Source organism: Streptomyces atriruber (assembly GCF_001418325.1).
GTDB lineage: Bacteria > Actinomycetota > Actinomycetes > Streptomycetales > Streptomycetaceae > Streptomyces > Streptomyces atriruber.
In genome coordinates this window covers 1-16,303 of sequence record NZ_LIPN01000126.1, presented here as the reverse complement: position 1 = coordinate 16,303, position 16,303 = coordinate 1, and the positions used below count along the sequence as shown (strand labels likewise).

At 70.2% G+C, this 16,303-nt stretch carries 16 protein-coding genes; 7 read left to right on the top strand and 9 right to left on the bottom strand.

Annotation, left to right across the window (positions count from 1 at the left end):
- Positions 1 to 15 precede the first annotated feature (15 nt).
- The gene (locus AOK03_RS14950; RefSeq protein ID WP_055565738.1) at positions 16 to 678 is read right to left on the bottom strand and encodes an ABC transporter permease; all 663 of its coding nucleotides are present in this window, start codon (positions 676 to 678) and stop codon (positions 16 to 18) included.
- Positions 675 to 1,403 carry an ABC transporter permease gene (locus AOK03_RS14945; protein ID WP_055565737.1) on the bottom strand — a complete coding sequence of 243 codons (729 nt, stop codon included), beginning with the start codon at positions 1,401 to 1,403 and terminating at the stop codon, positions 675 to 677. The genes AOK03_RS14950 and AOK03_RS14945 overlap by 4 nt, the downstream gene beginning before the upstream one ends.
- Positions 1,404 to 1,561: 158 nt before the next feature.
- Here AOK03_RS14945 and AOK03_RS14940 point away from each other — a divergent pair, with 158 nt between their 5' ends.
- Positions 1,562 to 2,719, top strand: a complete 1,158-nt coding sequence (locus tag AOK03_RS14940; RefSeq protein WP_055565736.1) for an ABC transporter ATP-binding protein — start codon at positions 1,562 to 1,564, stop codon at positions 2,717 to 2,719.
- Positions 2,720 to 2,766: 47 nt separating this feature from the next.
- Here the strand turns inward: AOK03_RS14940 and AOK03_RS14935 are convergent, their stop codons facing one another.
- A complete protein-coding gene (locus AOK03_RS14935) occupies positions 2,767 to 3,885 on the bottom strand; it encodes an alpha/beta hydrolase (protein ID WP_055565735.1) in 1,119 nt (372 codons plus the stop codon).
- Between the two features lie 248 nt (positions 3,886 to 4,133).
- Between AOK03_RS14935 and AOK03_RS14930 the strand changes: the two genes are divergently transcribed.
- From AOK03_RS14930 to AOK03_RS14905, 6 genes are all read left to right on the top strand, one after another.
- Positions 4,134 to 5,954: a phosphatidylglycerol lysyltransferase domain-containing protein gene (locus tag AOK03_RS14930; protein ID WP_055565734.1), complete on the top strand. Its 1,821-nt coding sequence runs from the start codon at positions 4,134 to 4,136 to the stop codon at positions 5,952 to 5,954.
- A 30-nt stretch (positions 5,955 to 5,984) separates the two neighbouring features.
- Positions 5,985 to 6,857, top strand: a complete 873-nt coding sequence (gene folP / locus AOK03_RS14925; RefSeq protein WP_079074722.1) for a dihydropteroate synthase — start codon at positions 5,985 to 5,987, stop codon at positions 6,855 to 6,857.
- Positions 6,854 to 7,381: a nuclear transport factor 2 family protein gene (locus AOK03_RS14920; RefSeq protein WP_055565732.1), complete on the top strand. Its 528-nt coding sequence runs from the start codon at positions 6,854 to 6,856 to the stop codon at positions 7,379 to 7,381. Before folP ends, AOK03_RS14920 begins: the two co-directional genes overlap by 4 nt.
- A gap of 156 nt (positions 7,382 to 7,537) precedes the next feature.
- Positions 7,538 to 7,897: a dihydroneopterin aldolase gene (gene folB / locus AOK03_RS14915; RefSeq protein WP_055565731.1), complete on the top strand. Its 360-nt coding sequence runs from the start codon at positions 7,538 to 7,540 to the stop codon at positions 7,895 to 7,897.
- Positions 7,894 to 8,505 carry a 2-amino-4-hydroxy-6-hydroxymethyldihydropteridine diphosphokinase gene (gene folK / locus AOK03_RS14910; protein ID WP_055565730.1) on the top strand — a complete coding sequence of 204 codons (612 nt, stop codon included), beginning with the start codon at positions 7,894 to 7,896 and terminating at the stop codon, positions 8,503 to 8,505. Before folB ends, folK begins: the two co-directional genes overlap by 4 nt.
- 47 nt (positions 8,506 to 8,552) lie before the next feature.
- Complete coding sequence (locus AOK03_RS14905; protein ID WP_055565729.1) at positions 8,553 to 9,038, top strand: DUF3180 domain-containing protein; 486 nt, start codon at positions 8,553 to 8,555, stop codon at positions 9,036 to 9,038.
- A gap of 85 nt (positions 9,039 to 9,123) precedes the next feature.
- Here the strand turns inward: AOK03_RS14905 and AOK03_RS14900 are convergent, their stop codons facing one another.
- From AOK03_RS14900 to AOK03_RS14875, 6 genes are all read right to left on the bottom strand, one after another.
- Positions 9,124 to 10,050 (bottom strand): aldo/keto reductase, encoded by a 927-nt coding sequence (locus tag AOK03_RS14900; RefSeq protein WP_107098010.1) that lies wholly within the window; start codon positions 10,048 to 10,050, stop codon positions 9,124 to 9,126.
- A 195-nt stretch (positions 10,051 to 10,245) separates the two neighbouring features.
- Positions 10,246 to 10,851 (bottom strand): GTP cyclohydrolase I FolE, encoded by a 606-nt coding sequence (gene folE / locus AOK03_RS14895; protein WP_055565727.1) that lies wholly within the window; start codon positions 10,849 to 10,851, stop codon positions 10,246 to 10,248.
- A gap of 111 nt (positions 10,852 to 10,962) precedes the next feature.
- Entirely contained in the window at positions 10,963 to 12,987 is a 2,025-nt protein-coding gene (gene ftsH / locus AOK03_RS14890) for an ATP-dependent zinc metalloprotease FtsH (protein WP_055565726.1), read from the bottom strand.
- 195 nt (positions 12,988 to 13,182) lie between these two features.
- Positions 13,183 to 13,743: a hypoxanthine phosphoribosyltransferase gene (gene hpt / locus AOK03_RS14885; protein WP_055565725.1), complete on the bottom strand. Its 561-nt coding sequence runs from the start codon at positions 13,741 to 13,743 to the stop codon at positions 13,183 to 13,185.
- Between the two features lie 54 nt (positions 13,744 to 13,797).
- A complete protein-coding gene (gene tilS, locus AOK03_RS14880) occupies positions 13,798 to 14,835 on the bottom strand; it encodes a tRNA lysidine(34) synthetase TilS (protein WP_055565724.1) in 1,038 nt (345 codons plus the stop codon).
- A 233-nt stretch (positions 14,836 to 15,068) separates the two neighbouring features.
- The gene (locus AOK03_RS14875) at positions 15,069 to 16,190 is read right to left on the bottom strand and encodes a zinc-dependent metalloprotease (protein WP_055565723.1); all 1,122 of its coding nucleotides are present in this window, start codon (positions 16,188 to 16,190) and stop codon (positions 15,069 to 15,071) included.
- Positions 16,191 to 16,303: the final 113 nt, after the last annotated feature.

The following is a 16,303-nucleotide window of genomic DNA, read 5'->3' as shown; positions in this document are numbered from 1 at the left end:
GGGCCGCCCGCCGCCCTACCGCCGCATCGGGTCGAAGAGACGCCCGGCCACCACCAGGACCCCCTCCACGAGGAGCGCGAGCAGCGCCACGAGGACGGCGCCCGCGACCACCTGCGGGGTGTTCTGCAGATTGAACCCGGCCGTGATGATCCGGCCGAGGCCGCCCTCGCCCGCCATCGCGGCGAGCGTGGCCGTCGCGACGACCTGCACTCCGGCGGACCGTATGCCGGTCATGATCAAGGGGTACGCGAGCGGGAGCTCGACCCGCGCGAACAGCTGACCACCGCTCATCCCCATCCCGCGCGCGGCCTCGACCACCGCGCGGTCCACCTCGCGCATCCCCAGATAGGCATTGGTCAGCAGCGGCGGCACGGCGAAGAGGACCAGCGCGATCAGCGTCGGCGCGTCACCGTGCTCGCCGAGCGGCGTGAGCGTGAGCAGGATCAGCAGGGCCAGCGTGGGCACCGCGCGGCCGACGTTCGAGATGTTGACCGCGAGGGCGCCGCCCTTGCCGATGTGGCCGAGGTACAGCGCGACGGGCAGGGCTATCAGGCAGGCGACGGCGAGGCAGACCCCGCTGAAGTACAGGTGCTCGGCGAGGCGGTGCCACACGCCCTTCTCGCCCTGCCAGTTGGCTCCCGTGGTCAGCCAGTCGTACGCACCGGTGATCGCGTTCATGCGGACTCAGCCACCTTGGCCACGGCCGCCTTGCGCGACGCCCGGTTCGGACGGATGCGATGGGCCCTCGTCCACGGCGTCAGCCACCGCTGGAGTCCGAGCAGCAGCAGGTCGGCGGTGACCGCGAGGAGCACGCAGAGCACCGAGGCCGTCAGGACCTGGGCCTTGAAGGTCGTGTCGAGGCCGTCGAGGATGAGCGTGCCCAGGCCGCCGTAGTCCACGATGGCGCCGACGGTGGTCAGCGCGACCGTGGAGACCGTGGTGATGCGCACACCCGCCAGCAGAGCGGGCAGCGCGAGCGGCAGCTCCACCTCCCACAGGAGCCTCAACGGGCCGTACCCCATGCCCTTGGCGGCGTCCCTGGCCTCCTCGGGGACGGCCTGGAGACCGGCCAGGATGTTCCGCACGAGGACCGTCAGCGAGTACAGGACAAGGCCCGTGACGACCAGTGAGACGGAGAGCCCGAAGAAGGGCAGGAGCAGCGAGAACATCGCCAGCGAAGGGATCGAGTAGAGCACGGTCGTCACGCCGAGGATCGGTCCCGCGAGGAAGCGCACGCGCCGTGCGAGCAGCGCGAGCGGCAGGGCCACGGCGACTCCGATCGCCACGGACACGACCGTGATCCCGACGTGCTCAAGGGTCGCGTCGATCAACTCCTGGCTGCGACTGCGGAGATATTCCCCGCAGATCCAGTCGTTCGTCACCAGACAGTTCTGCTCGGCCACGCGCCCCACCTCCCCCGAAATCCCGGACGTATGCCGTACACACGTCCCCCCGTGTCTGGCGACCCTAACGCGAGCCACTGACAATCGCAGTGAGTCGTTGTACGGCCGCAACACTGCCTTTACGCAAAGACCCTCGCCGCCCTCCACAATGGGGAACCATGATCCGGTTCGAACACGTCACCAAGCGCTACGCGGACGGCACCACGGCCGTCGACGATCTGTCCTTCGAGGTCGCCGAGGGCGAACTGGTCACGCTCGTCGGCCCCTCGGGCTGCGGCAAGACGACGACGATGAAAATGGTGAACCGGCTCATAGAGCCGAGCGAGGGCCGGATATTCGTCGACGGCGACGACATATCCGGAATCGATCCGGTTCAACTGCGGCGCCGTATCGGCTATGTGATCCAGCAGGTCGGTCTCTTCCCGCACAAGACGGTGCTGGAGAACACGGCGACCGTCCCGCATCTCCTCGGCGTCAAGCGCGGCAAGGCCCGCGAGCGCGCCGCCGAACTCCTCGACCTGGTCGGCCTCGACCCCGCCGTCTTCGGCGACCGCTATCCCGAACAGCTCTCGGGCGGCCAGCGCCAACGCGTCGGCGTGGCCCGCGCCCTGGCCGCCGACCCGCCGGTGCTCCTGATGGACGAGCCCTTCGGCGCGGTCGACCCCGTCGTCCGCGAGCACCTGCAGAACGAGTTCCTCCGTCTTCAGCAGGCCGTGCGCAAGACCGTGCTCTTCGTCACGCACGACATCGAGGAGGCGGTCCGCCTCGGCGACCGCATCGCGGTCTACGGCCAGGGCAGCATCGAGCAGTTCGACACCCCTTCGACGGTCCTCGGGGCGCCCGCGAACGACTACGTGGCCGACTTCGTCGGCGCGGACCGCGGCCTGAAGCGGCTCTCCGTGACGCCGATCGAGGAGGGGGACCTGGAACAGCCGCCCGTCGTGCACCTCGACGACCCGCTGCCCAAGGAGCTCGACGCCCGCTGGGCCGTCGTCCTGGACGGCGAGAACAACCTGCACGGCTGGATCTCGGCGGAGCACGCGCGCGGGGAGAGCGGCACGGTCCGCGAGCACGCGCGCCGCATGGAGGCGTGGCTGCCGGTCGGCGCGAGCCTGAAGCAGGCGTTCGCGACGATGCTGCAGCACGACGCGGGCTGGATCGCGGTCATCGACAAGGACAGCGAGGGCCGGTTCCTGGGGGTGCTCACCCCGGCCCGGCTGCACGAGGCGCTGCGGCGCTCGACGGCGGCGGACGCGCGCGACATCGCGCGCGCGGAGGTCGAGTTGGAGACGGTGGCCGCGATCGAGGGCGCATGAACCCCAGGGACTGTCCGCCGGACGGGCCCTAGTCGTCCAGACAGGCCCTAGTCGTCGCTCAGGCGCCCGCTGATCCACTTCAGCGTCGCGGGGATCTCCCGGCGCCAGGTGTTGAAGTTGTGCCCGCCGCTCTCGAGCGTGATCGACGAGACGCGCGTGGGCGCCTTCACCTTGTCGATGAACTTCTTGGTGGCGTCGTAGTTGTCCTCGCCCTTCTTGCTGGTGGTCACGAGGAGGGACGTCTTGGGCGGCGGCATGTGGTCGAGGTACCAGTCCAGGTCGGCGCGCTGCTTCAGCTCCTTGTCGCCGTGGAACAGGTCGCCGGTGGTGACGTCGATCGGCGCCTTGTAGTACGCGGAAAGGCCCGCTCCCGCGCCGTACGTGCCGGGGTGGTGCATGGCGAGCTTCAGCGCGCAGTACCCACCGGTGGAGTCGCCGATGACGCCCCAGTTCTGCGCCTTGCGGCCCACCCTGTAGTGGTCGGATACGGCTCCGGGCAGGTCCTTGGCGAAGAACGTCTCGGTCTGCGGCCCGCCCGGGATGTCCACGCACTCGGTGTCGCGCGGCGGCGCCACGGTCGGCCGCATCATGATGAGGATCATCGGCTGCATCGTGCCGTTGGCGGCCTGCTTGTGGGCGGTCTGCGGGTAGTGGAGGCCCTTGATGAGCGCCTCGGCGGTGCCCGGGTAGCCGGTGAGCACCACGGCCGCGGGGAACTTGCGGTTCTTGTACTGCGGCTGGAAGTACTCGGGCGGCAGGTAGACGTAGGCGGGGCTGGCTATTTTCGACTCCTTCCCGCCTACCTCGATCTTCTGGATCTGGCCCCCGGTGGCGGGCCGGCCGCCGCCCGGCACGTTCACGGTCTGGGTGTCGACGACCTGGACGGGTCCTGTTCCTTTGGCCGGATCGTGGTCGACCACCACTCCCGGAGCGGTCTCCTGGCCGAAGAGGTCGGCCCATGTGGCGTAGAAGCCGAAGGCCTGGTTGGCCGACAGACCCACCGAGGCGAAGACCGCGACCTGGGTGGCGAGGAGCAGCCCGACGCGGCCGGTGATCGCCTTCCAGCTGCGGCGGGCGAGCCGCGGCCAGAGCCAGATCGTGCCGACGAAGAGCAGTACCGCCAGCAAGACCGCAAGGGCGAGGACCTTGTTGCTCGTGAGACCCATGGGGTGTTCTGCCTGCGCTTTCTACCTGTGCCGGGCACGTGCCACGGCTTGACCGGACCCGGGACGGCCGTGTCGGCGCCTGCCGGGGGCCCTGCCAGAGCTTTTCCAGCGGTTTCCGGTCGGGAATGAACCCGTCTCCCTGAAGGACCGTCCTAGAGGTCGCAATGTAGCCGGATGCGCTTTTGGCACCGGATTAAAGCTCTCTCGCAGAACTACGGGATGCGATGTCTGTCAGGATAGATGGGGAAATGTCGGGCGGGGTTCCGGACAGTGAGGTGCGCCACCGCGACGGTCGGCTCCACAAGATGCTGCGCGGTCCACGCCCCGAGGTGGTGCCGACCCTGGTCGGCAGAGCCTGCGCCCTGGTCGGACTCCTGAACGTCGCGGCAGGCGTCTTCCCCCGTTTCCGGCACAGCCGCATGCACGCCATCGCCGAGGTCCTGCCCGGCGCGCTCGGCCCCTTCGCCGCCGCCCTGGCGCTCAGCTCCGGCATCCTGCTGCTCCTGCTCGCGCACGGCCTGCGGCGCCACAAGCGGCGGGCCTGGCGGGCCGCCGTGGTGCTGCTGCCCGCGGGTGCCGCGGCGCAGTTCGCGTACCGCCACTCGATCATCGGCGTCGTGATCTCGCTCGCGCTGCTGGCCCTCCTGTTGCGCCATCGGAGTGAGTTCACCGCGCTGCCCGACCCACGCAGTCGCTGGCGGGCGCTGGCCAACTTCGTCCTCCTCGGTGCCGGATCGATTCTGCTGGGTCTGGTGATCGTCAGCGTCCATCCCGGGAAGGTCATCGGGGACCCGAGCATCACGGAGCGCCTGGAGCACGTCCTCTACGGGCTCTTCGGCTTCGAGGGCCCTGTCGACTACTACGGACGCACGTCGTGGACCGTCGGTTTCAGCCTCGGCGCCCTCGGCATGCTCACCGCCCTCACCACCATCTACCTGGCCTTCCGCCCCGAGCACCCCGCCGCGCGCCTCACCGAGGACGACGAGACGAAGCTGCGCGCGCTGCTCGACAAGCACGGCAGCCGCGACTCCCTCGGCCACTTCGCGCTCCGCCGCGACAAGGGCGTCGTCTTCTCGCCCAGCGGCAAGGCCGCCGTCACCTACCGCGTCGTCTCCGGAGTGATGCTCGCCAGCGGCGACCCGATCGGCGACGTCGAGGCCTGGCCCGGCGCGATCGAGCGCTTCATGGACGAGGCGAAGGCCCACTCCTGGACGCCCGCCGTCATGGGCTGCTCCGAGACGGGCGGCGAGGTCTGGACCCGCGAGACCGGCCTGGACGCCCTCGAACTGGGCGACGAGGCGGTGGTGGACGTCGCGGATTTCTCCCTGTCCGGGCGTGCGATGCGCAACGTACGCCAGATGGTCAAGCGGATCGAGCGCAATGGCTACGAGACGCGCGTACGGCGCATCCGTGACCTCGGCGAGAACGAGCTCGCCAGGATCCAGCGCGCCGCCGACGACTGGCGCGGCACCGACACCGAGCGCGGCTTCTCCATGGCGCTCGGCCGCATCGGCGACCCGGACGACGGCGACTGTCTGATCGCCACCGCCCACAAGGCCGACGCGGAGCCGGGCGCCTACGGCGACCTGAAGGCCGTCCTGCACTTCGTCCCGTGGGGCAAGGACGGCGTCTCCCTGGACCTCATGCGCCGCGACCGCTCGGCCGACCCCGGCATGAACGAGCTCCTCATCGTGGCCGCCCTCCAGGCCGCCCCGAAGCTCGGCATCGCGCGCGTGTCCCTCAACTTCGCGATGTTCCGCGCGGCCCTCGCCCGCGGCGAGAAGATCGGTGCGGGCCCGGTCCTGCGCGCCTGGCGGGGCCTACTGGTCTTTCTGTCCCGCTGGTTCCAGATCGAATCCCTGTACAAGTTCAACGCGAAGTTCCGCCCCCGCTGGGAGCCCCGCTTCGTCGTCTACCGCTCCAGCAAGGACCTCCCCCGCATCGGCTTCGCCGCCATGCAGGCCGAGGGCTTCGTCACGCTCGCCCTGCCCCGCTTCCTGCGCCGGGGCACGCCCCAGCGCCGTCCCTGCCCGCACCGGGCCGCGGAGCGCGAGGTCCAGGCGGCGTAATCGCGCCGGTTCCGGGCCTAGGCTGGAGGTATGAGTACGTTGCGCGGGCGGGGATCGGTCCAGGGGCTGCCGGAGTGGGACCGCTGTGCGGTCATGGGCGTGGTGAACGTGACGCCGGACTCCTTCTCCGACGGCGGCCGCTGGTTCGACACGACGGCCGCCGTCAAGCACGGCATCGACCTGGTCGCGCAGGGCGCCGACCTCGTCGACGTCGGCGGCGAGTCCACCCGGCCCGGCGCCCCCCGCGTGGACGAGGCCGAGGAGCTCAGGCGCGTCGTGCCCGTCGTGCGGGGCCTGGCCGCGGAGGGCGTCACCGTCTCCGTGGACACGATGCGCGCCACCGTCGCCGAGCAGGCGCTCGCCGCGGGCGCCGTCCTAGTCAACGACGTCAGCGGCGGCCTCGCCGACCCGCGCATGGTCCCGGCGGTCGCCGCCGCGCAGGCCCCCTTCGTGGTCATGCACTGGCGCGGCTTCCTCACCGACATCCACGCCAAACCGGCGTACGAGGACGTGGTCTCCGAAGTCGTCGCCGAGCTGCACGCGCGCATAGCGGCCGCCATCGAGGGCGGCATCGCCCCCGAGCGCATCGTCGTCGACCCAGGCCTGGGCTTCTCCAAGGACGCCGAGCACGACCTGTCGCTCCTGGCCCGGCTGGACCGGCTGCGCGAGCTCGGCCACCCGATCCTCGTCGCCGCCTCCCGCAAGCGCTTCCTCGGCCGTGTCCTCGCGGGCCCCGAGGGCGCCCCGCCGCCCGCCCGCGAGCGGGACGCCGCCACCGCCGCCGTCTCCGCCATCGCCGCCCACCAGGGCGCCTGGGCGGTCCGCGTGCACGAGGTGCGGGCCACCGCCGACGCGGTCCGCGTCGCCCGTGCCGTGACCGGCGCGGCAGGCGGCCCTCAGTGACCGCGGCCAGGACCGACATCGAGCAGGTGCAGCTCGCCAACACAGCGTTCTACGAAGCACTGGAGCGCGGCGACTTCGACGAGGTCTCCGACCTGTGGATGGACTCCGAGGACACCGCCGACGGCTCGGGCGCCGACACGGACGGCGAGGGCCCGGAGGACGGTGACACGGCCGGTGACGCCGTCTCCTGCGTCCACCCCGGCTGGCCGGTCCTCACGGGCCGCGGCGAGGTCCTCAGGTCGTACGCGCTGATCATGGCGAACACCGAGTACATCCAGTTCTTCCTCACCGACCTGAAGGTCGGGGTGGCCGGCGACACCGCCCTGGTCACGTGCACCGAGAACATCCTCAGCGGCGGCCCGCCCCCGGAGGGCGGCGGTGAGCTCGGCCCGCTCGTGGGCCAGCTCGTGGTCGCCACCAATGTGTTTCGCCGCACACCCGACGGCTGGAAGCTGTGGTCGCATCACGCGTCACCCGTTCTCGCGGAAACCGATGACGAAGAGGGCGAGGAGACACCCACCTGAGTGGGTAGACGCGCTTCGACCAGTGTGTGCCGTGGGGTCCCGACGGGCCCCGCGGGCGAGTGCTGTCAGTGCTCGCAGGTAGATTCGATCAAGGCTGGTGTGCCGACCGCACTCGGTACAGGCCTGCCGATACCGACGATTGCAGGAGTGATTCGCGTGGATCGTGTCGCGCTGCGCGGCCTCAAGGCCCGCGGGCACCACGGTGTCTATCCGCGGGAGCGCGAAGAGGGCCAGACCTTCATCGTGGACCTGGTGCTTGGTCTGGACACGCGAGCGGCCGCGGCCGACGACGACCTGGCGAAGACCGTGCACTACGGAATCGTGGCCGAGGAGGTCGTGGCCGTCGTCGAGGGCGAGCCCGTCGACCTCATCGAGACGCTCGCGGAGCGCATCGCCCAGGCGTGTCTGAAGCACGACGGAGTTCTGGAGGTCGAGGTCTGCGTGCACAAGCCGGACGCCCCGATCACCGTCCCCTTCGACGACGTGACCGTCACCATCACCCGGAGCCGAGTATGACTGCGCCCTTCAAAGCGGGTCAGAGCGACCCCACCGTCCAGCCGGTGCCCACCTCCGTGGTCGAACAAGTGGACGCCGCGGACACGACCCTGTCCAACCCCAAACGCGCCGTGATCTCCCTCGGCAGCAATCTCGGCAACCGCCTGGAGACGCTGCAGGGCGCCGTCGACGCCCTGGAGGACACCCCCGGCCTGCGGGTCAAGGCGGTCTCTCCGGTGTATGAGACCGAGCCGTGGGGTGTCGACCCCGGCACCCAGCCGTCGTACTTCAACGCGGTCGTCGTGGTGAAGACGACCCTGCCGCCCGCCTCCCTCCTGGAGCGCGCGCAGGCGGTCGAGGAGGCCTTCCACCGCGTGCGGGACGAGCGCTGGGGCCCGCGCACCATCGACGTGGACATCGTGGCGTACGCGGACGTGGTCTCCGACGACCCGACGCTCACGCTGCCCCATCCGCGCGCCCACGAGCGCGCCTTCGTCCTCGCCCCCTGGCACGACGTGGAGCCGGAGGCCCAGCTGACCGGCCGGGGCCCGGTGGCGGAGCTGCTGGACGCGATCACCCGGGACGGCGTGGCTCCCCGCGCCGACCTGGAACTCCGGCTGCCGGAGTAGTCGTTGGAAAAGGCGGTCGAGGTAAGCAAGCCGATGAAGGGTCACCCGTGAAGGAACTGCGCATCAGGACGCTGGTCGGCCTCTTCCTCATGGCCGGAGTGCTGTCCTGGTCGGGCGCCCGCCTCTGGGACTCCGTCGGCTCACTGCCGCGCGTTCCGCTGGCCGCGCCCATCGTGCTCGCGGTCATCGCCGTCACCCTCCTCGCGACGGCGCTCTCCCTGCGCTCGCGCCTGCGGGCCCAGCGCGAGCGGCGTCCCGGCGCCAAGGGCGTCGAGCCGATGATGGCCGCCCGCGCCGTCGTCTTCGGCCAGTCCAGCGCCCTGGTCGCGGCGCTCGTCGCGGGGGTGTACGGCGGGACGGGCGTGTTCCTGCTGGAGTTCCTCGACATCCCGCCCCGCCGCGACCAGGCGGTGTATGCCGGACTGTCGGTCCTGATGAGCATCGCGGTGATAGCCGCCGCCTTCTTCATGGAGCGGGTCTGCAAGCTCCCCGAGGACGACGACGAGAACGGCGAGACGACCGCGGCGGCCTAGGGCCCGGCCGGCTTCCCCGCTCCCCCGCGGGTCGGCCGGCCCGCCACGAGCCGCCTGGTGGGCCCCTGACGGGCCCCGGCGGCCCCTACAGCAGCGTGCCGCCCTCGACCTCCGTCTCCCCCAGGATCCGCTCCAGCCGCCCGAGGACGTCCGCGTCCAGCCGCACGTGCGCCGCCGCGAGGTTCTCCTCGATGTGCTTCGGCGTACGGCTGCCGGGGATCGGCACCACGTTCGGGTCCTGGTGGAGCAGCCAGGCGAGCGCCAGCTGCGCCGGGGTGATGCCCAGCTCCTCCGCGATGCCCCGCACGGGCGCGAAGCGGTCGTTGTTGGCCTTCAGATTCGCCGCATCGAAGCGCGGCGCGTTCTGCCGGAAGTCGCCGTCCGCCACCTGGCCGACCGTGCCGGTCAGGAATCCGGCACCCAGCGGCGACCAGGGCACGAGCCCGACGCCCAGCTCGCGCGCCGCCGCCAGCATCTCCGGCTCGGCGGGCCGCCACATCGACCACTCGATCTGCACCGCCGACACGGGGTGCACGGCGTGCGCGGCCCGCAGCTGGTCGGCCGTCACGTTCGAGAGCCCCAGGTGCCGCACGAGCCCGTCCCGGACCAGCTCGGCGACCGCCCCGACGGTCTCCTCCAGGGGGATCTGCGGGTCGGGGAAGTGCGGGTAGTACAGGTCGATGTAGTCCGTCTCCAGGCTCCGCAGGCTCGCCTCGGCATAGCCGCGCACGTGCTTGGGGTCGCCGTTGACCGCCAGCTCCCCGAAGGCGTACCCGATGGGGAAGGGGTGCGGCTCCACGCCCTCCGGGAGCCGGAAGCCGAACTTGGTGGCTATCGCGACCTGCTCGCGGCGGCCCCGCAGGGCCTTGCCGATCAAGCGTTCGTTGTGGCCGTCGGCCCCGTACCCGTCGGAGGTGTCGATGATCGTGGCGCCCGCGTCGACCGCCGCTAGGAGTGCCCGCTCACCGCGCTCGTCGTCGACCTCGCCGTAGACCCCCGGGGAGAGCACCATGGCGCCGTAGCCCAGGGCCGAGACCTCGAGGCCGCCGAGCTTTCGGGTGGGCAGGTGCTGCGTATGCGTATTCGTCACACACGCAGTCTTTCGGCCATCACGCCGACCGTCCACCACTTTGAGCCACAACACCCGCTCACAGAAGGCGAGTTGAGCGGAACAGTAGAATCCGGTCCGCTCGGATACCGGCTCGGATCAGCGCGCCATGATCAGGCTCATCGCCTCGTTGCGCGTCGCGGGGTCGCGCAGCTGGCCGCGCACCGCGGAAGTGATCGTCTTCGCGCCGGGCTTGCGCACCCCGCGCATCGTCATGCACATGTGCTCGCACTCCACGACCACGATGACCCCGCGCGGCTCCAGGATCTCCATCAGGGAGTCGGCGATCTGCGTGGTCAGCCGCTCCTGCACCTGCGGACGGCGCGCGAACACGTCGACGAGGCGGGCGAGCTTCGACAAACCGGTGATCTTGCCGTCGGTGGACGGGATGTACCCGACGTGCGCGACGCCCACGAACGGCACCAGGTGGTGCTCGCAGGAGCTCATCACCTCGATGTCCTTCACCAGGACCATCTCGTCGTGCCCCAGGTCGAACGTCGTCGTCAGGACGTCCTCGGGCTTCTGCCACAGGCCGGCGAATATCTCCCGGTACGCCCGCGCCACGCGCGCCGGGGTCTCCAGGAGACCCTCGCGGTCGGGGTCCTCCCCCACGGCGATCAACAGCTCGCGCACGGCATTCTCGGCCCGCTTCTCGTCGAACTCGCCGATCAAGCCGTCGCCGTCCAGCGTCACCGGGTCGGTCATGTTGTGCCTCGTTCCTGTGCGTCTCACGCGGGCGTACGAAATAAGCCGCGCCCCCCAGGCTAGAACCAGGGGGGCGCGGCTTCCATTCCGGGCCTGTTGAGGCGCGCGGGATCAGCTCTCGGGGCGGTCCTCCGGGGCCACCTCGATGGGCTGCTCCGTGCTGCCCGACGTCACCGCGGGGGTCGCGCCGTTCGCACCGTTCGTCAGCGACAGCTCCTTGGGGGAGAGCACCGGCGGGCGGGTCGACGGCGTGCGCCGCGAGGAACCGGTCCACGCCGGGCGGGCCGGGCGCTTCACGATCGTCGCGAAGATCTCGGCGATCTGCTCCTTGCCGAGGGTCTCCTTCTCCAGCAGCTGGAGGACCAGGTTGTCGAGGACGTCGCGGTTCTCGACGAGGATCTCCCACGCTTCGTTGTGCGCGGTCTCGATGAGCTTCTTGACCTCTTCGTCGACCAGCGCGGCGACCTCTTCCGAGTAGTCGCGCTGGTGGCCCATCTCGCGGCCGAGGAAGGGCTCGGTGTTGTCGCCACCGAACTTGATCGCGCCGAGCCGCTCGGTCATGCCGTACTGCGTGACCATCGCGCGGGCCGTGCCCGTGGCCTTCTCGATGTCGTTCGCCGCGCCCGTCGTCGGGTCGTGGAAGACGAGCTCCTCGGCCGCGCGGCCGCCCAGCATGTACGCCAGCTGGTCGAGCATTTCGTTGCGCGTGGTCGAGTACTTGTCCTCTTCGGGCAGGACCATGGTGTAACCCAGGGCCCGGCCGCGGGACAGAATCGTGATCTTGTGGACCGGGTCCGAGTTCGGCGAGGCCGCCGCGACCAGGGCGTGTCCGCCCTCGTGATACGCGGTGATCTTCTTTTCCTTGTCGGACATGATCCGGGTCCGCTTCTGCGGGCCCGCCACGACGCGGTCGATCGCCTCGTCGAGCATGCTGTTGTCGATCAGCTTCTTGTCGCTGCGGGCGGTGAGCAGCGCGGCCTCGTTGAGGACGTTGCTCAGGTCCGCGCCGGTGAAGCCCGGCGTGCGACGGGCGACCGCGGAGAGGTCGACGTCCGGAGCGACCGGCTTGCCCTTCTGGTGAACCTTGAGGATCTCCAGACGGCCCTGCATGTCCGGGCGGTCGACGGCGATCTGCCGGTCGAAGCGGCCGGGGCGCAGCAGCGCCGGGTCGAGGATGTCGGGCCGGTTCGTGGCGGCGATCAGGATGACGCCGCCCTTCACGTCGAAGCCGTCCATCTCGACGAGCAGCTGGTTCAGCGTCTGCTCGCGCTCGTCGTGGCCACCGCCGAGACCGGCGCCGCGGTGACGGCCGACCGCGTCGATCTCGTCGACGAAGACGATCGCCGGGGCGTTCGCCTTGGCCTGCTCGAAGAGGTCGCGCACACGGGAGGCACCGACGCCGACGAACATCTCGACGAAGTCGGAACCGGAGATCGAGTAGAACGGAACTCCGGCCTCACCGGCGACGGCACGCGCGAGCAGCGTCTTGCCCGTACCGGGCGGGCCGTAGAGGAGCACGCCCTTGGGGATCTTGGCGCCGACGGCCTGGAACTTCGCCGGCTCCTGGAGGAACTCCTTGATCTCGTGGAGCTCCTCGACCGCCTCGTCGGACCCCGCCACGTCGGCGAAGGTCGTCTTCGGGGTGTCCTTGGTGATGAGCTTCGCCTTGGACTTCCCGAAGTTCATGACCCGGGAGCCGCCGCCCTGCATCTGGTTCATCAGGAACAGGAAGACGACGACGATGAGGACGAAGGGGAGCAGGGAGAGCAGGATGCCCACGAACGGGTTCTGCTTCGACGGCGAGACGGTATAACCGTCCGGGATGTCCTTGGTCTGGTACTTGGACTGCAGGGTCTTGGCGAGGTCGACGCCCTGGTCGCCGATGTAGCTCGCCTGGATCTTGCTGCTGTCCTTGACCTTCTGGCCGTCCTTGAGCTCGACCTTGATGATCTGCTCGTCACCGGTGGTGAGCTTGGCGGACTCGACCTTGTTGTCGTTGATCGCCTGGACGACCTGGCCGGTGTCCACCGTCTTGTAGCCACCGGACGAGCCGACGACCTGCATCAACACGACCACGGCAAGGACGGCCAGCACGATCCACATGACTGGCCCACGGAAGTATCGCTTCACGTCCATCCATACGGAGCGATGACGCCCCGTCCCTCCTGCCATAGTGAGTTTGATAAAGACTGTTCTTCGGACGGTACCCCAGCATTGTGACCCGAAGCTGCCCGGGACTGCTGGCAATCCGGCCTTCGCATGCTCCAACGTCGGGAAACGGGTGAGGGTTCCCCTGCGTCATACGCGGTGCGTATGCGGCGCTACGAGACGTCAGCCGCCGTAGACGTGCGGAGCGAGCGTTCCGACGAACGGGAGGTTGCGGTACTTCTCGGCGAAGTCGAGGCCGTACCCCACGACGAACTCGTTCGGGATGTCGAAGCCGATCCACTTCACGTCGATCGCGACCTTGGCCGCCTCCGGCTTGCGCAGCAGCGTGCACACCTCCAGGGAGGCGGGCTCGCGCGAGCCGAGGTTGGACAGCAGCCAGGACAGCGTCAGACCGGAGTCGATGATGTCCTCGACGATCAGGACGTGCTTGCCCTTGATGTCGGTGTCCAGGTCCTTGAGGATCCGCACGACGCCGGAGGACTGGGTCCCCGCGCCGTACGACGACACGGCCATCCAGTCCATCGTGACGGGGGTGGACAGCGCACGCGCCAGGTCCGCCATGACCATCACGGCGCCCTTGAGGACACCGACGATGAGCAGGTCCTTGCCCGCGTACTCCGCGTCGACCTTCGCTGCCAGCTCGGCCAGCTTCGCGTCGATCTCTTCCTTGGTGATGAGCACCGACTTGAGGTCGGTGCCCATGTCTTTCGCGTCCACCCGCATCACTTTCGGTCGTCCCACCGGCCGACCGGGCCCGTCAGTCACACGGGCCTCTCGTCAGCCTTGCCGGATCACCAGTCTGCCACCCTGGCGCTGAGCCACGACTTTGCCCGGGAGGTTGATGGCTCCTTGGCCGCGCCAGCCGGTGATCAGGCGGTCGACCTCTTCGATGTGCCGGGCGAACAGCGAACCGGCGGGGGCCCCGGCGTCGATGGCGGCCCGGCGCACGATGCGGCGGCGCACCGCGGGGGGCAGTGCGTAGAGCTTCGCGCACTCCAGGAGGCCGGTGGCGTCGCGCACGGCCGTCTCGGCCTGGGCGGCCCAGGCGTCGAGGGCGTCGGCGTCGTCCCGGGAGAGTTGGGCCGTGCGGGCGAGTGCCTCGACGACGCCCTTGCCGAGCGCCTTCTCCAGGGCGGGGAGGCCCTCGTGGCGCAGGCGGGAGCGGGTGTACGCCGGGTCGGCGTTGTGCGGGTCGTCCCAGACGGGCAGCGACTGGACCATGCAGGCCTTGCGGGCGGTCTGCCGGTCGAGGTGCAGGAAGGGGCGGCGGTACCGGCCGGCGACCCCCGAGGTCGCCGCCATTCCGGACAACGAGCGGATACCGGAGCCGCGGGCGAGGCCCAGCAGGACGGTCTCGGCCTGGTCGTCGCGGGTGTGGCCGAGCAGGACAGCGGCTGCTGAATGCCGTTCGGCGGCGGCATCCAGGGCGCCGTAGCGAGCGTCGCGGGCGGCGGCCTCGGGGCCTCCGTCGCGGCCCACGTCCACGGCCACGGACTCGACCGGGGCCAGGCCGAGCGCGGTGAGCCGCACGAGAACCTCGGCGGCACGCAGGTCGGACCCGGGCTGCAGGCCGTGGTCGACGGTGATGCCGCCCGCACGCATGCCGAGCTTGGGGGCTTCGAAGGCGAGCGCGGAGGCGAGCGCCATGGAGTCGGCACCGCCGGAGCACGCGACGAGCACGAGCGGCGACGATGCCTGCTCGTGCGGGGGGTGTGGGGGGTCGTTCTCGGAGCTGCGCTGTACGTCGGTCAGTACGTCGTGGAGTACGCGGCGGACCGCCAGGCGTATCGCCGCGACCGCAGGATGGGGACCCATGTCCGGTTCCCTTCGTGAAGTTCGGGGGGTGAGCTCGGACCAGTCACTCAGGACCCACTCGGGTTGTCCGGCCCCTCAGGGGGCCTTGCTTCCCTCGCGTTCGGTCACTCAGAGTGTGTCGATGGTGACAGAGCCGAGCCGTTCCCCGAGCATTGCACGCCTACCCATCGCCTACGGTCCCTCGGACGGGTGATTGCGGGGGCGTTCTCCTGCCATCGGCCGCATCCGGTCCCTCAGTCTCCCTTACGGTGCACCCGCGCGACCCAGTCCGCCGGTTTGGCGATCTCCGCCTTCGTGGGAAGTGTGTTCGGCGACGTCCACACGCGGTTGAAGCCGTCCATGCCGACCTCGTCCACGACCGCGCGCACGAAGCGCTCGCCGTCGCGATATTGGCGCAATTTCGCGTCGAGCCCGAGGAGCTTGCGCAGGGCCTGGTCGAGGCGGCTCGCGCCGCGCGCCCGCCGCTGCTGGAACTTCTCGCGGATCTCGCCGACGGACGGCACCACGTCCGGGCCCACGCCGTCCATCACGAAGTCCGCGTGGCCCTCCAGCAGGGACATCACGGCCGTCAGACGGGCGAGGATCTCGCGCTGGGCGGGGGTCTGCACGAGCTCGACGAGGGAGCGGCTCTCCTCGGCCTCGCCCTCCGCCTCGGCGCGGCCGCCCGAGAGCGACTGGGCGGCCTCCCTGACGCGCTCCAGGACCGTCATCGGATCGACCTCGGTCTCGCCGAGGAACGACTGGATCTCGGCCTCCAGGTGGTCGCGCAGCCAGGGCACGGCGGTGAACTGCGTGCGGTGCGTCTCCTCGTGGAGGCAGACCCAGAGGCGGAAGTCGTGGGGGTCGACGTCCAGCTCGCGCTCGACGTGCACGATGTTCGGCGCGACCAGGAGGAGCCTGCCGCCGCCGTTGGCTCCCGCGGGGAGGTCGCGGGTGGCGGGGGCGAACGTCTCGTACTGCCCGAGGACCCGGGAGGCGAGGAACGACAGGAGCATGCCGAGCTCCACGCCCGTCACCTTGCCGCCGACCGCGCCGAGGACGGTGCCGCCGGGGCCGGTGCGGCGGTCCTGCATCTTGTCGAGGAGGGGCTTGAGGATCTCCCGGAAGCCCGCGACGTTCGCCCTGACCCAACCGGCTCGGTCCACCACCAGGACCGGGGTGTCGTGGGTGTCCTCCGTGCCCATCCTCGTGAAGGAACGGACGTGCTCCTCCGAGGACTTGGCGTGCCTGCGGAGCTCCGCGACGACTGCTCGCGCCTCGTCACGGCTCACCTCTGGGCCCGGCCTCACGAGTCGGGTCGCGGTCGCCACCGCGAGATTCCAGTCGACCATCTCGGCACCACCGATGCTCGTCATGCGTCAACGGTACGTGCTGGCTCCCTCTCGTGGAGGGGCTTGCATCCCTGACATTGCCCCGGAGCTCGCCCCTAGGGACCCCGTGGGGCGGGTGGGGGTGCTTCCTTTGCGGA

Excerpts from the sequence above, each read along its gene's own strand:
- folE (WP_055565727.1), bottom strand. The coding sequence starts at position 10,851 with ATGACCGACCCGGTGACGCTGGACGGCGACGGCTTGATCGGCGAGTTC.
- AOK03_RS14935 (WP_055565735.1), bottom strand. The coding sequence starts at position 3,885 with ATGGGTCTCACGAGCAACAAGGTCCTCGCCCTTGCGGTCTTGCTGGCG.
- AOK03_RS14940 (WP_055565736.1), top strand. The coding sequence starts at position 1,562 with ATGATCCGGTTCGAACACGTCACCAAGCGCTACGCGGACGGCACCACG.
- AOK03_RS14950 (WP_055565738.1), bottom strand. The coding sequence starts at position 678 with ATGAACGCGATCACCGGTGCGTACGACTGGCTGACCACGGGAGCCAAC.
- AOK03_RS14930 (WP_055565734.1), top strand. The coding sequence starts at position 4,134 with ATGTCGGGCGGGGTTCCGGACAGTGAGGTGCGCCACCGCGACGGTCGG.
- folP (WP_079074722.1), top strand. The coding sequence starts at position 5,985 with ATGAGTACGTTGCGCGGGCGGGGATCGGTCCAGGGGCTGCCGGAGTGG.
- folK (WP_055565730.1), top strand. The coding sequence starts at position 7,894 with ATGACTGCGCCCTTCAAAGCGGGTCAGAGCGACCCCACCGTCCAGCCG.
- hpt (WP_055565725.1), bottom strand. The coding sequence starts at position 13,743 with ATGCGGGTGGACGCGAAAGACATGGGCACCGACCTCAAGTCGGTGCTC.
- ftsH (WP_055565726.1), bottom strand. The coding sequence starts at position 12,987 with ATGGACGTGAAGCGATACTTCCGTGGGCCAGTCATGTGGATCGTGCTG.
- tilS (WP_055565724.1), bottom strand. The coding sequence starts at position 14,835 with ATGGGTCCCCATCCTGCGGTCGCGGCGATACGCCTGGCGGTCCGCCGC.
- AOK03_RS14900 (WP_107098010.1), bottom strand. The coding sequence starts at position 10,050 with ATGGTGCTCTCCCCGGGGGTCTACGGCGAGGTCGACGACGAGCGCGGT.
- AOK03_RS14875 (WP_055565723.1), bottom strand. The coding sequence starts at position 16,190 with ATGACGAGCATCGGTGGTGCCGAGATGGTCGACTGGAATCTCGCGGTG.